Source organism: Rhizobium leguminosarum (assembly GCF_019798305.1).
Taxonomy (GTDB): domain Bacteria; phylum Pseudomonadota; class Alphaproteobacteria; order Rhizobiales; family Rhizobiaceae; genus Rhizobium; species Rhizobium leguminosarum_U.
Window position 1 is genome coordinate 282,869 of sequence record NZ_JAAXDD010000001.1, and the last position, 13,032, is coordinate 295,900.

The following is a 13,032-nucleotide window of genomic DNA, read 5'->3' on the forward strand; positions in this document are numbered from 1 at the left end:
CGAAATCCAAAGGGAAAGAAGCAATGTCCTACGATGTGATCATTATCGGAACCGGCCCGGGTGGCTATGTCTGTGCCGTCAAGTCGGCCCAGCTTGGCCTCAAGGTCGCCGTCGTTGAAAAGCGGGCGACCTATGGCGGCACCTGCCTGAACGTCGGCTGCATTCCCTCGAAGGCGCTGCTGCATGCCTCCGAAATGTTCCATCAGGCCGGCCACGGGATGAGCGCACTCGGTATCGACGTCCCGGCGCCGACGCTCAATCTCGGCAATATGATGGCCCACAAGGATGCGACGGTGAAGTCGAATGTCGACGGCGTCGCCTTCCTCTTCAAGAAGAACAAGATCGACGCCTTCCAGGGTACCGGCAAGATCGTCTCGGCCGGCAAGGTTTCCGTCACCGCCGATGACGGCAAGGTGCAGGAGATCGAAGGCAAGAACATCGTCATCGCCACCGGCTCCGACGTCGCCGGCATTCCCGGCGTACAGGTCGAGATCGACGAAAAGACCATCATCTCGTCCACCGGCGGCATCGCACTGGAGAAGGTGCCGGAAGCGCTGATCGTCGTCGGCGGCGGCGTCATCGGCCTCGAACTCGGTTCCGTCTGGTCGCGCCTCGGTGCCAAAGTCACCGTCGTCGAATATCTCGACACCATCCTTGGCGGCATGGACGGCGAAGTCTCCAAGCAGTTCCAGCGCATGCTTGCAAAGCAAGGTATCGAATTCCATCTCAGCGCCAAGGTTACCGGCGTCGAGAAGGGTGACAAGGGCGCCAAGGTCACCTTCGAGCCGGTCAAGGGCGGCGACAAGGTGACGCTCGACGCCGAGGTCGTGCTGATCGCCACCGGCCGCAAGCCCTATACGGCGGGCCTCGGCCTCGAAGAAGCCGGTGTGACGCTCGACAACCGCGGCCGTGTCGAGATCGACGGTCACTTCAAGACCAATGTCGCCGGCATCTATGCGATCGGCGATGTGGTCAAGGGTCCGATGCTGGCGCACAAGGCGGAGGACGAGGGCGTGGCGCTTGCCGAAATTCTCGCCGGGCAGCATGGCCATGTGAACTACGAGGTCATTCCGAGCGTCGTCTATACCCAGCCGGAAATCGCTTCCGTCGGCAAGACCGAGGAAGAGCTGAAGGCGGCAGGCGTCGCCTACAAGGTCGGCAAATTCCCATTCACGGCGAACGGCCGCGCACGTGCGATGCTGGCGACGGACGGCTTCGTCAAGATCCTTGCCGACAAGGAAACCGACCGGGTGCTCGGCGGCCATGTCGTCGGCTTCGGCGCCGGCGAGATGATCCACGAGATCGCCGTGCTGATGGAGTTCGGCGGTTCGTCGGAAGATCTCGGCCGTACCTGCCACGCGCATCCCACAATGTCGGAAGCGGTAAAAGAGGCTGCGCTCGCAACCTTCTTCAAGCCGATCCATATGTAATCTTACATATTCGTAACAAAGCATGCGGCCGCTTGCTGGAAGGCAGGCGGCTGTTTTAGTTGTTGCGTATCGTTGAGTTCAGCATCCGTGAAGGTCCAAGTGCAGCAGCCGTCCATCGTGAGTTACAGCCTGAGCCAGCGTTTTCTTCACTGGGCCGTGGCGCTGCTGATCTTCTTCAATCTGCTGTTTCCCGATGGCATGAGTATCTGGCATCGCCTCATGCGCAGGGGCCAGGTGCCAACGCCGGAGCAGATTTCATCGGCGAATATCCATGCCTATGTCGGCATCGCCATCCTGGTGCTAGCCGTCCTCAGACTCCGGCTGCGTTTTACCAACGGCGTTCCGGATGAGATCGCGCAGGAGCCGGCGATCTTCCGTCTTGCAGCGAGGCTTGCCCATGCCGGCCTTTACATCCTGATCTTCGCCATGCCGCTTTCCGGCATCGCCGCCTACTATTTCGGTATCGATTCCGCCGGTTCGTTCCACGCGGATGTGCTGAAGATTATTCTATGGGCGCTGATCGCGGCGCATGTCGCCGGCGCCCTCGTCCATCAGTTCTATTGGAAAAACAATGCTCTGCGCCGCATGACGCTCGGCTGACCGCCGGCGGGTTCAGTTTACCGCAGTCACGGTGAAGCCCTGCTGGCGCAGCAGTTCGATGACGCCGTCCTTGCCGGGCAGGTGCAGGGCGCCGACGGCCATGAAGACATTGCCGCCGTCGAGGATGGGCGCTGCACGTTCGGCCATCACCTTGTTGCGGTCAAGGATGACGCGTTGTTCGAAGGCGGCATAATCGCTGTTTTCGCCTTGCTCTTCCGGTGTCACGGTTTTCAGCATCGGCATGGTCATGCCGATGTCGCCAGAGAGGTAGAGGTCGGTCATCGTCTCGACGACATCGCTCATCTTGTCGCCGAGTTCCAGCGTCTCGATCAGCGATTTCAGATGGAATTCGACCGGCAGATCGGCCATGGCCTGGATTTGTTCGGCAAGGGTTTCCAGCCCCCTGACCTGTTTGCCCTGAGCAATGGCATCGGTGGCGATCTTCTGGTCGAGGAACTGCACGCCGTTTGCCTTGCGGGCGATTTCGCAGGCCGGCAGGGCGACGGCGCTGGAAATCATCCAGGGCCGCATCCGGGAAACGGCGCTGATCGGGATACCGCGCTGCTTGAGGCCGGTTTCGAGACGCGTGTAATCCTCGGGAGAAAGCAGCTTGTCGATCGTCGTGCCGTCGATGAACATCGTCAGCTCCGGCTTTGCGAGCAGGGCGGCGGTCGCCTTCCGCTCATCGAGGATCTCGTCGGATTCGATGATGATCGTGTCGGCGGTTTCATGGGCTGCCTGGGCGCGCGGCGGCAGGGCAAGCACGCGCGGATCGGTGACATGCATGCTGCCGAGCAGCCACGAGGGTGCAAGTCCCGGCTTCTCTATCTTCCAGAAGATGCCCTTGCCGTTCGGCGTGGCGTCGGCTTCCTTCAGCGCCTCGGCATAGCGGGCAGGGTCGTTCTGCTGCAACTCGACCATCAGGTTGCGGCCGGTGCAGACGACATCTTCGGCCGCTGCCGGCCTTGCCGTCAGGAAGGCGGCAAACAGTGCAGCAAGAAGCAGCATGTGAAAGGCTGCGATCAGCCAGAGCAACAGATTGGCCGGCACTGCGAGGTAAGACGTCCGGCGGCCGATTGATGTCGTCATGATGGGTGTTCCGATCACATGCTCCATAGGCTTCATGCTCTACGCCCGGCTTGCGCATATTCCTTTAAGAGAAGGCCTTAACGAAAGCTTAAAGCGCCTCACATTCAATCGCGTCCATGCGATGCGCTTTCGTGCCTTTGCGAAAATCGGTTCCGATTTTCGGGCCGATGCGCTAGGCGCGCGGATGCGCCCGATCATACACCTCGAGCAGCCGCGATGCATCGACGCCGGTATAGACCTGTGTTGTGGAAAGGCTGGCATGGCCGAGCAGTTCCTGGATGGTGCGCAGATCACCGCCGCCGGCAAGCAGATGGGTGGCGAAGGAGTGGCGCAACGCATGCGGTGTCGCAGTTTCCGGCAGACCGAAGGCGCTGCGCATCTTCTGCATGGTGCGCTGGATGATCGCCGCCTGCAGCTTGCCGCCGCGGGCGCCGCGAAACAGCGGTTGTCCGCTTTCGAGATGATATGGGCAGAGCGCGCGGTATTTCTCGACCGCGTCGAAAACCACGGAGAGCAGCGGCACCAGCCGCGTCTTGTTGCCCTTGCCGGTGATGCGCAGAGTCGTCGCGCCCTTCTGCAGGTCGGCGGGAGTAAGATCCAGCGCCTCGGAGATGCGCAGGCCGCAGCCGTAGAGCAGCGTCATGACAGCCGCGTCGCGTGCTGCAATCCAGGGTTCGTCGTGGAGCTGGGCCTCATTGCTGACGACGGTGATCGCCTGGGTGTCCGACAGCGGCTTGGGCAGCGATTTCGGTTGTTTCGGCGAGCGCACCGCGGCAGCACCGGCGGCGTTGATCAGGCCCCTCTTTTCGAGATGGCGCAGCAGCGAGCGAAGACCGGCGAGATTGCGGCCGAGCGACCGGGCGCCGGAGCCCTGCTTGCGCCGGGCCGCCAGGAAGGCGCGGAAATCGGCGGAGCGCAGTTCCCTGATATCGCCAAGCGTCACCGGGCCGGCGAGATGGCCGGTCAGAAAGGTCAGAAACTGGCGGGTATCGCGCTCGTAAGCGTCGAGCGTATGCCCGGAAAGACGGCGCTCCCTGGCGAGGTTTTCGAGCCACGCGGCCCGTTCCGTCATCAGGCGCTGATCGGCGATAACAAGCAGTTCGTTCACGTTGCGGGCCTTGATTTTGCCTTCAAGTCCGCCAATTTGGAGCAGGAACAGTTATGGAATTGCTAATGCCGGCCAAGCCTTTGTCATCCTTCGATCATATTGTACTGCGATAGCTTATACCCCATAAACAGGATCTTTCATGGCACGGCGCGATTCCATGACGGCTTTCGGACAGCTCGCGGAAGCCATCGCTCTCGTTTCACAGAGAAAGCGCGGTCATATCGTCGATACGCTGATTGCCGAACGCGGCCAGAGGATCGTCAAAAATCCGCTCTGGCCGGTCATGCGGCCGTTCCTCTACACACTGCTGCGCTATAACAAGGCGCTCGAATTCGCCAATGCGGTCGCCAAAATGCCGGGCTTCCAGTCGTTCGAATATATGAGCGACATGCTGAAACTCGACATCGGCATCACCAATGGCGAACGCATCCCCGATATCGGCGGCTTCATCCTCGTCAGCAACCATCCGACCGGCATCGCCGACGGCGTTGCCGTGTTCGATCTGTTGAAAACGCGCCGGCCGGACATGATGTTCTTTGCCAATCGCGATGCCATCCGCGTCAATCCACGGTTTGCCGAGATGATCATTCCGGTCGAATGGCGGGAGGAGCATAAGAGCAAGCTGAAGGCACGCGAAACGCTGCAACTGACCAACCATGCGGTGAAGGAAGGCAAGGCGACAGTGCTCTTTCCCTCAGGCCGCATCGCCTATTGGGCGAACGGCCGGCTGAATGAACGTCCGTGGAAGACCTCGGCCGTCGGGCTGGCGCGCAAATACAATCTGCCGATCCTTCCTGTCCATATGACGGCGCGCAATTCGGGACTGTTCTACTGGCTGGCGAAATGGTCGATGGAGCTTCGCGACATGACTGTCTTTCACGAACTGCTGAACAAACGCGGCGACCGCTTCGATTTCGCCATCGGCAATCTCATTCCGGCCGAACATCTGGACGGCGACCTCAACGAGGTGACAAAGGCGCTGGAGAAACATACGGTGCACGACATGGCAGCTGATGGCGACGCGAGTTTCGTGCCGGTCGGCCTGCCGGCTGCGGCGCCGCGCCGAGAGATTCCGGTTCCTGCAATCTAACCGCCGGCATTGCCATGACGATCGATATCCGCAGGCTCCGCGATCAATTGCCGCAGGAGATCGCAGATCTCGAAAGCGAGGCCCGGCGGGAAGGCTATCTCCATGTCGCCCGCCTTATCGACTAATGGTCGGCCGGCGATATCAAGTTCGAACATCACGGCGAAAGGCTGCTTGGCGCCTATGTCGATGATGCGCTCATCGGCATCGGCGGCGTGACCGTCGATCCCGCTATGTCAGGGGCGCTGCGGATGCGGCGTTTCTACATTCGTCCCGCAATGCGCGGGTGCGGCATCGGCCGGATGCTTGCCCTTGTTCTGCTCGACCCTGCCCGTTCCTGCTGCAGCATCGTCACCGTTGATGCGGGAAACGATGATGCGGCGAGGTTCTGGGAGTCGCTCGGGTTTCAGCCTCACGGACGAGACGGGCATACCCACCTGTTCGCGCTGCAGCGCCATAGCGATGATCCAGCGGCTGCGGATTTGCGCCGGTGCGTTACGCCCCGATCTCCTTGAGGCGGATGGTCTGGCGTGCCAGCAGCCGTTCGACATCGGCAATATCAAGCGCCGAGAGCTTGGCGCCCGGCTTGCGCAGGGTGGCGGACTTGATCACACCGCGCTTGGCAAGCACATATTTGCGCGAGGCAAGACCGATGCCCTGCTGCTGTTCATAGCGGGCGAGCGGCAGATAGGCATCGAAGATCGCATGGGCGCGATCGGGATTTCCGGCTGCATAGGCCTCGACGACGCCAACCATCATCTCGGGATAACAAAAGCCGGTCATGGCGCCATCGGCGCCGCGGGCCATCTCTTCGGGCAGGAAAAGCCCGCCGTTGCCGCAGAGGATGGAGATGCGCCGCATGGCGCCCTTGTCGCTGGCGGCGCGAAGTGCCGAGATTTTCGAAAGGCCCGGCCAATCCTCGTGCTTGAGCATGACGCAATTCGGCACCTCGTTGACGATGCGCTCGATGACCTTGGGCGCGATCGTAACATTGGTGGTGAGCGGGTAATCCTGCAGCACGAAGGGCGTATTGCCCAGGGCCTCGCCGACCGACTGGTAGAAGGCGAAAGCCTGATCGTCGGTCTTGACGGTCCAGGGTGGCGCGACCATGACGCCGGCGGCACCCTGACCCATGACGGCTTCGGCGAGTTCGCTCATCGGCGCAAGCCCTGGCGCCGAAACGCCGACGACAACAGGAAGGCGCCCGTCGAGGCGCTTCAGCACCCGTTCGACGACTGTCCGCGATTCCTCGGCGGTCAGCTTCGGAGCCTCGCCGAGCTGACCAAGCACCGTCAGGCCGGTGACACCGGCGCCCTCGTAGAAATCGACCATGCTGTCTATGCTGGCGAGATCGAGCGCGCCGTCATCGGTGAAGGGGGTTACGGCGATCACATACACGCCCTTGGCATCTTCAGTCAGTCTGGCCATTGGTGCTCTCCAATTCAGCGGCTGAAGAACAGCGCTTCGGCATTTCGAACAAAAATCTTTTCAGCAACCGTGGGGTCGTCGATGGCGGCTTGCATGGTCTCGATCAGCTCGGCGTCATCGGGCGTGCCATCCCCCATGCGACCGCATGCTCCATTTGCAACCGCGGGGGGATCATGCGCAAGGGCTTGACCGTAGAGAGCTGAGACAAATTCGCTGCCATTATAACCGGGCTCAGATCTCGAAATCGTCGCTATGACGCGGAACCCATCGCCTCGTCTTTGCGGTTCCAATTCTATCATTTTGCGGGCATGGTCTCGCGCGATGAGCACAGATTCGTCCGATCTCTTTGGCGCGCTTTTCGAGGCACCGCCCGCGAACCGAACGGTTCCAGTGCTGGTGCCGATGCCGGCGCCAAAACCCTATTCCTATTCGGTGCCGAATGGCATGGCGGTCGAGCCCGGCTCGGTCGTGCAGGTGCCGCTCGGTCCGCGGCAGGTGATCGGCGTCGTCTGGGACGGCGGCGAGGACGGCGTCGATCCGAAGAAGCTTCGGCCGATCAGCCATGTCTTCGACTGCCCGCCGCTTGGCAGGGAGATGCGGGATTTCATCGATTGGGTGGCGACCTATACGCTCTCGCCGCCCGGCCTCGTCGCGCGCATGGCGCTGCGGGCGCCGAATGCCTTCGAACCGGAACCGATGGTGGAGGGGCTGAAGCTCGTCGGCGGCGAACCGGAGCGGATGACGCCGGCGCGCGCCCGGGTGCTCGATACGGCCTCCGACGGCTTTTCCTGGACACGCAGCGGCCTTGCCCATGCGGCGGGGGTCTCAACGAGCGTCGTCGATGGGCTGATCACGCTCGGCATTTTTGAGGCGATATTCCTGCCGCCGCCGCCGGTCGTTGCGATGCCGGATCCGGATTTTGCCGCAGCACGTCTCGAAGGGCCGCAGAAGCAGGCGGCCGAGGAGATCGTTTCCGATGTCCGCAAGGGCGAATTTTCGGTGTCGCTGATCGACGGGGTAACCGGCTCCGGCAAGACCGAGGTCTACTTCGAAGCGATTGCCGAGACGCTGAAACGCGGCAAGCAGGTGCTGATCCTGCTGCCGGAGATCGCGCTGACGGCCAGTTTCATGGAGCGCTTTCAGGACCGCTTCGGGGCAAAGCCGGCCGAATGGCATTCCGATCTTGCGCCGCGCATGCGCGAGAAGGTCTGGCGCCAGGCGGTGACCGGCGAAGTGCGGGTGGTGGCGGGCGCGCGCTCGGCGCTCTTCCTGCCCTTCGAGGATCTCGGCCTGATCATCGTCGACGAGGAACACGATCCCGCTTACAAGCAGGAGGATCGCGTCTTTTACAATGCTCGCGACATGGCTGTCGTGCGCGGCCGCATTGGTGATTTTCCCGTCATTCTGGTGTCGGCGACACCGTCGGTCGAAAGCCAGGTCAACGGCCAGAGCGGGCGCTACAGCACCGTCCACCTGCCGACGCGTTTCGGCGATGCGGCAATGCCGGACCTGCATCTGGTCGATATGCGCAGGCACGCGCCGGAGCGGGGCGGCTTCCTGTCGCCGGTGCTGATCCGGGCGATCGGCAAGACGGTGGAAAAGGGCGAACAGGCGCTGCTCTTTCTCAACCGGCGCGGTTATGCGCCGCTGACGCTCTGCCGGGTCTGCGGCCATCGGTTCCAATGCCCGCAATGTTCGAGCTGGTTGGTGGAGCATCGTTTCCGCAAACAGCTGCAATGCCATCAATGCGGCCATGCCGAGCGCACGCCGGAGGCGTGCCCGGAGTGCGGCACGCTCGACCATCTCGTTGCCTGCGGGCCAGGTGTCGAGCGCATCGCCGAGGAGGTGGAACGGCATTTCCCGGAGGCGCGGACGATCGTTCTCTCCTCCGATATCATGGGCGGGGTGAAGCGGCTGCGGCTGGAGCTGGAAGCGATCGCCAAGGGCGAGGCTGATATCGTCATCGGCACCCAACTCGTCGCCAAGGGACATAATTTTCCGCTGATGACGCTGGTCGGCATCGTCGATGCCGACCTTGGCCTTGCCAATGGCGATCCGCGCGCGGCCGAACGCACCTTCCAGCTCTTGTCGCAGGTGACCGGCCGGGCCGGGCGCACCGGCCTCAAGAGCCATGGGCTGCTGCAGACCTACCAGCCACAGCATCCTGTCATGCAGGCAATTGTTTCCGGCGATTCCGACGCATTCTACGAGCGCGAGATCACCGAACGCGAACGCGCCCTGTTGCCGCCCTTCGGCAGGCTGGCGTCGATCATCGTTTCGGCCGAAACCCGCCACGACGCCGAAAACCATGCGCGCGGCATGCGCAACGCCGCGCCGCAGGTGTCGGGGATCTCGGTGCTCGGCCCGGCCGAAGCGCCGCTCGCGCTGGTGCGCGGCCGCCACCGCTTCCGTCTTCTGGTGCACGGCCGGCGGAACTCGGACATGCAAGGATTTCTGCGGGCGATGCTGTCGCAATCGCCCAAGGAGCGCGGATCGGTGCAGGTGCAGCTGGATATCGATCCGCAGAGTTTTCTCTAAATCAAATAAGCCGCCATTCCCTCCGTTTTCGACGCATGTCATAAAACACTGATTCATCCGGGTGATTTGGGGCTGACGCATGGAGTTTTACTTTCCGACCGAGCTTGGCGAGCAGCTTGCCTTTTGCTCCGCCGCTTTTACGGCGCTCGCCGGCTTCATCATGATGTTCGCGCCGGGCCACACTTTCCGTCTTCTCGGTCTGCAGGCGCAGGAAGGGCGGCCGGAAGGCTTCGGCGAGGGGCGCTCCATGGGCGGTTTCTATCTCGGCTTCGGCCTGTCGGCGATCATGCTCGCCCAGGACTGGATCTACATGGCGCTCGGCGCCTCCTTCGCGATGGCTGCCTTTGCCCGTGTCATTTCGATCCTGTCCGATAAGCGGAGTAATCTCGTCAATTATTTACTCCTGGTTGTGCAGATCGCTTTGGCCGCGCTACCGCTGCTCTACGTTTTCGGCTTCACCCAGACGTGACTCTCGCTGCCGGCAGACGGCTTCTTCGGCCTGCTTTCAGGCCATTGCGCGATTTTGCAGACAGAAATTCATGTGAAAGGCGTATTCGGGCATTACGCGTGTTGCGAGTCCGAACATCCTATGTTAGACGGACCCCGAATTTCGGAAGAAGCAAGAGGCTTCTCTTGTGATTTCTGGGGGAAATCAAAACGAATTCAAGATCATAGGTTCGGCGCCCGCCGAGAGCCGGATTTTGGGTTGAAATCAGGGAAATTTGTGCCAGTGGCAGACACGTCCCAGCTTACTTCTGGTGTTGCCGAGCGCTATGCCTCGTCGCTTTTCGAACTGGCGCTCGAGCAGGGCGCCGTCGATAGCGTCACCGCCGATCTTGACCGTTTCCAGGCGATGCTGGATGAGAGCGCCGATCTGAAGCGCTTCGTCGCAAGCCCGGTTTTCTCCGCTGAAGACCAGCTGAAGGCGATCGTCGCCATCAGCGAGAAGGCCGGCATCAGCGGTTTCTTCGCCAATTTCCTGAAGGTTGTGGCGCGCAACCGCCGCCTGTTCGCCCTGCCGGGCATGATCAAGGCCTTCCGCATCATCGCCGCGAACCATCGCGGTGAAATCTCCGCCGAGGTCACTTCGGCGCATGCGCTTTCGCAAGCGCAGGAAACCGAATTGAAGGTGGCACTCAAGAGCGTTACCGGCAAAGACGTGACGATTGCCGTCACGGTTGATCCGTCAATTCTTGGTGGTCTGATCGTGAAGGTCGGGTCCCGTCAGATTGATACGTCTCTTCGTACCAAACTCTCTACCCTTAAGCTCGCATTGAAAGAGGTTGGCTGATGGATATCCGCGCCGCGGAAATTTCCGCAATTCTCAAAGACCAGATTAAAAATTTCGGCAAAGAGGCAGAAGTCTCGGAAGTCGGCCAGGTTCTCTCCGTCGGTGACGGTATCGCTCGTGTCTACGGTCTGGACAATGTCCAGGCCGGTGAAATGGTCGAGTTCCCGGGCGGCATCCGCGGCATGGCGCTGAACCTCGAATCCGACAATGTCGGCGTCGTCATCTTCGGCTCCGACCGTGACATCAAGGAAGGCGACACCGTCAAGCGGACCGGCGCCATCGTTGACGTTCCAGTTGGTCCGGAACTGCTCGGCCGCGTCGTCGACGCGCTCGGCAATCCGATCGACGGCAAGGGTCCGATCAATGCGACGCGCCGTTCGCGCGTCGACATCAAGGCTCCCGGCATCATTCCGCGCAAATCGGTTCATGAGCCGATGTCGACCGGCCTCAAGGCCATCGACGCGTTGATCCCGGTCGGCCGCGGTCAGCGCGAGCTGGTCATCGGCGACCGCCAGACCGGCAAGACCGCGATTCTTCTCGATGCCTTCCTCAACCAGAAGGCCATTCATGACAACGGTCCGGAAGGCGAAAAGCTTTACTGCGTCTACGTCGCCATCGGCCAGAAGCGTTCGACCGTCGCGCAGTTCGTCAAGGTGCTCGAAGAGCGCGGCGCGCTGAAATATTCGATCATCGTCGCCGCCACTGCTTCCGATCCGGCGCCGATGCAGTACCTGGCCCCGTTTGCCGGCTGCGCCATGGGCGAATACTTCCGTGACAACGGCATGCATGCGCTGATCGGTTACGACGACCTGTCCAAGCAGGCCGTTTCCTACCGCCAGATGTCGCTGCTGCTGCGCCGCCCGCCGGGTCGCGAAGCCTATCCGGGTGACGTTTTCTACCTGCACTCGCGCCTGCTTGAGCGCGCTGCGAAGATGAACGACGATATGGGCGCCGGTTCGCTGACGGCTCTTCCGGTCATCGAAACGCAGGGCAACGACGTTTCGGCCTTCATTCCGACCAACGTGATCTCGATCACCGACGGACAGATCTTCCTTGAAACCGACCTGTTCTATCAGGGTATCCGCCCGGCCGTGAACGTCGGCCTGTCGGTTTCCCGCGTCGGTTCGTCGGCGCAGATCAAGGCGATGAAGCAGGTTGCCGGCTCGATCAAGGGCGAGCTTGCCCAGTATCGCGAAATGGCCGCCTTCGCCCAGTTCGGTTCGGACCTCGACGCTGCGACGCAGCGCCTGCTGAACCGCGGGGCACGCCTGACCGAACTCCTGAAGCAGCCGCAGTTCTCGCCGCTGAAGACGGAAGAGCAGGTCGCCGTGATCTTTGCTGGCGTCAACGGCTATCTCGACAAGCTGCCGGTCGCATCGGTGGGCAAGTTCGAGCAGGGCTTCCTCTCATATCTGCGTTCGGAAGGCTCTGCCATCCTCGACGCGATCCGCACGGAAAAGGCAATCAGCGACGATACCAAGGGCAAGCTCACCGCTGCTCTCGATAGCTTCGCAAAGTCTTTCTCGTAATCAGGCCCTAAGTTAGGACGGATCACGGATGCCTTCACTTAAGGATCTGAAAAACCGGATCGCCTCCGTCAAGGCGACGCAGAAGATCACCAAGGCGATGAAAATGGTCGCCGCGGCGAAGCTTCGGCGTGCGCAGGAGGCGGCCGAGGCCGCCCGGCCTTATTCGCAGCGCATGGGTGCGGTTCTGGCGAATATCGCCAAGGCCGTCACCGATGCCGACGGTGCACCGACGCTGATGACCGGCACCGGCCAGGACCAGGTCCATCTGCTGGTGGTCTGCACGGCCGAACGTGGTCTTTGCGGCGGATTCAACTCGCAGATCGCACGCTTTGCACGCGAACATGTCCGCAAGCTGCTTGCCGAAGGCAAGACGGTGAAGATCTTCACCGTCGGCAAGAAGGGCTACGACATCCTTCGCCGCGAATTCGCCTCGCTGATCATCGAGCGCAAGGAATTGCGCGACGTCAAGCGCGTTGGTTTCGAGAATGCGGACCAGATCGGCAAGCGCATCATCGAGATGTATGCTGCCGGTGAGTTCGACGTGTGCACGCTGTTCTATTCCGAGTTCAAGTCGGTGATCAGCCAGATTCCGACGGCGCAGCGGCTCATCCCGGCTTCGGCGGGAGCTGTGCAGGCCGAAGATGCCGAACATGCAGGCGCCGTCTACGAATACGAGCCGGATCCGGCATCGATCCTCGAAGATCTGATCCCGCGCAACATCTCCGTCCAGATCTTCCGCGCGCTCCTCGAGAACGTTGCAGGCGAGATGGGCGCCAAGATGAGCGCTATGGACAATGCGACGCGTAATGCCGGTGAGATGATCAACAAGCTGACGCTGAGCTACAACCGCCAGCGTCAGGCGCAGATCACCAAGGAACTCATTGAAATCATTTCGGGCGCGGAAGCGCTCTGAGGCTAGGAAAAGAGGGTCA

At 61.5% G+C, this 13,032-nt stretch carries 11 protein-coding genes and 2 pseudogenes; 9 read left to right on the forward strand and 4 right to left on the reverse strand.

The window, feature by feature from the left end; genetic code table 11:
• The first annotated feature begins 23 nt into the window (after nt 1–23).
• Together lpdA and HFO99_RS01340 are read left to right on the forward strand one after the other, a co-directional pair.
• Nucleotides 24–1,430, forward strand: a complete 1,407-nt coding sequence (gene lpdA / locus HFO99_RS01335; RefSeq protein WP_222358668.1) for a dihydrolipoyl dehydrogenase — start codon at nt 24–26, stop codon at nt 1,428–1,430.
• Between the two features lie 99 nt (nt 1,431–1,529).
• Nucleotides 1,530–2,030, forward strand: a complete 501-nt coding sequence (locus tag HFO99_RS01340; protein ID WP_222336173.1) for a cytochrome b — start codon at nt 1,530–1,532, stop codon at nt 2,028–2,030.
• Between the two features lie 12 nt (nt 2,031–2,042).
• Here the strand turns inward: HFO99_RS01340 and HFO99_RS01345 are convergent, their stop codons facing one another.
• Both HFO99_RS01345 and HFO99_RS01350 read right to left on the reverse strand, forming a co-directional pair.
• On the reverse strand, nt 2,043–3,119 hold the full coding sequence (locus HFO99_RS01345) for a TraB/GumN family protein (protein ID WP_222358671.1): 1,077 nt from the start codon (nt 3,117–3,119) through the stop codon (nt 2,043–2,045).
• 172 nt (nt 3,120–3,291) lie between these two features.
• Nucleotides 3,292–4,227: a tyrosine recombinase XerC gene (locus HFO99_RS01350; RefSeq protein WP_222358674.1), complete on the reverse strand. Its 936-nt coding sequence runs from the start codon at nt 4,225–4,227 to the stop codon at nt 3,292–3,294.
• 139 nt (nt 4,228–4,366) lie between these two features.
• Between HFO99_RS01350 and HFO99_RS01355 the strand changes: the two genes are divergently transcribed.
• Both HFO99_RS01355 and HFO99_RS01360 read left to right on the forward strand, forming a co-directional pair.
• A complete protein-coding gene (locus HFO99_RS01355) occupies nt 4,367–5,317 on the forward strand; it encodes a GNAT family N-acetyltransferase (RefSeq protein WP_222358677.1) in 951 nt (316 codons plus the stop codon).
• 14 nt (nt 5,318–5,331) lie between these two features.
• Nucleotides 5,332–5,829 (forward strand): annotated as a pseudogene (locus HFO99_RS01360) (GNAT family N-acetyltransferase).
• Here HFO99_RS01360 and HFO99_RS01365 read toward each other — a convergent pair.
• Nucleotides 5,810–6,742 (reverse strand): dihydrodipicolinate synthase family protein, encoded by a 933-nt coding sequence (locus tag HFO99_RS01365; protein ID WP_222358680.1) that lies wholly within the window; start codon nt 6,740–6,742, stop codon nt 5,810–5,812. The pseudogene HFO99_RS01360 and the gene HFO99_RS01365 overlap by 20 nt on opposite strands.
• Before the next feature lie 14 nt (nt 6,743–6,756).
• A pseudogene (locus tag HFO99_RS01370) lies at nt 6,757–6,873 on the reverse strand (hydrolase); the annotation flags it as partial.
• 190 nt (nt 6,874–7,063) lie between these two features.
• On the opposite strand from HFO99_RS01370, the gene HFO99_RS01375 reads away from it, so the two are divergent.
• From HFO99_RS01375 to HFO99_RS01395, 5 genes are all read left to right on the forward strand, one after another.
• Nucleotides 7,064–9,280 carry a primosomal protein N' gene (locus HFO99_RS01375; protein WP_222336179.1) on the forward strand — a complete coding sequence of 739 codons (2,217 nt, stop codon included), beginning with the start codon at nt 7,064–7,066 and terminating at the stop codon, nt 9,278–9,280.
• A gap of 79 nt (nt 9,281–9,359) precedes the next feature.
• Complete coding sequence (locus tag HFO99_RS01380; RefSeq protein ID WP_222248890.1) at nt 9,360–9,749, forward strand: DUF4345 family protein; 390 nt, start codon at nt 9,360–9,362, stop codon at nt 9,747–9,749.
• A gap of 255 nt (nt 9,750–10,004) precedes the next feature.
• Nucleotides 10,005–10,571 carry a F0F1 ATP synthase subunit delta gene (locus tag HFO99_RS01385; protein ID WP_017966273.1) on the forward strand — a complete coding sequence of 189 codons (567 nt, stop codon included), beginning with the start codon at nt 10,005–10,007 and terminating at the stop codon, nt 10,569–10,571.
• A complete protein-coding gene (gene atpA / locus HFO99_RS01390) occupies nt 10,571–12,100 on the forward strand; it encodes a F0F1 ATP synthase subunit alpha (protein WP_164577138.1) in 1,530 nt (509 codons plus the stop codon). The genes HFO99_RS01385 and atpA overlap by 1 nt, the downstream gene beginning before the upstream one ends.
• Nucleotides 12,101–12,128: 28 nt before the next feature.
• A complete protein-coding gene (locus HFO99_RS01395) occupies nt 12,129–13,013 on the forward strand; it encodes a F0F1 ATP synthase subunit gamma (RefSeq protein WP_222248889.1) in 885 nt (294 codons plus the stop codon).
• Nucleotides 13,014–13,032 lie beyond the last annotated feature (19 nt).

Coding starts and splice junctions, on each gene's coding strand:
- lpdA (WP_222358668.1), top strand. CDS start 24: ATGTCCTACGATGTGATCATTATCGGAACCGGCCCGGGTGGCTATGTC.
- HFO99_RS01345 (WP_222358671.1), bottom strand. CDS start 3,119: ATGACGACATCAATCGGCCGCCGGACGTCTTACCTCGCAGTGCCGGCC.
- HFO99_RS01355 (WP_222358677.1), top strand. CDS start 4,367: ATGGCACGGCGCGATTCCATGACGGCTTTCGGACAGCTCGCGGAAGCC.
- HFO99_RS01365 (WP_222358680.1), bottom strand. CDS start 6,742: ATGGCCAGACTGACTGAAGATGCCAAGGGCGTGTATGTGATCGCCGTA.
- HFO99_RS01375 (WP_222336179.1), top strand. CDS start 7,064: ATGAGCACAGATTCGTCCGATCTCTTTGGCGCGCTTTTCGAGGCACCG.
- HFO99_RS01380 (WP_222248890.1), top strand. CDS start 9,360: ATGGAGTTTTACTTTCCGACCGAGCTTGGCGAGCAGCTTGCCTTTTGC.
- atpA (WP_164577138.1), top strand. CDS start 10,571: ATGGATATCCGCGCCGCGGAAATTTCCGCAATTCTCAAAGACCAGATT.
- HFO99_RS01395 (WP_222248889.1), top strand. CDS start 12,129: ATGCCTTCACTTAAGGATCTGAAAAACCGGATCGCCTCCGTCAAGGCG.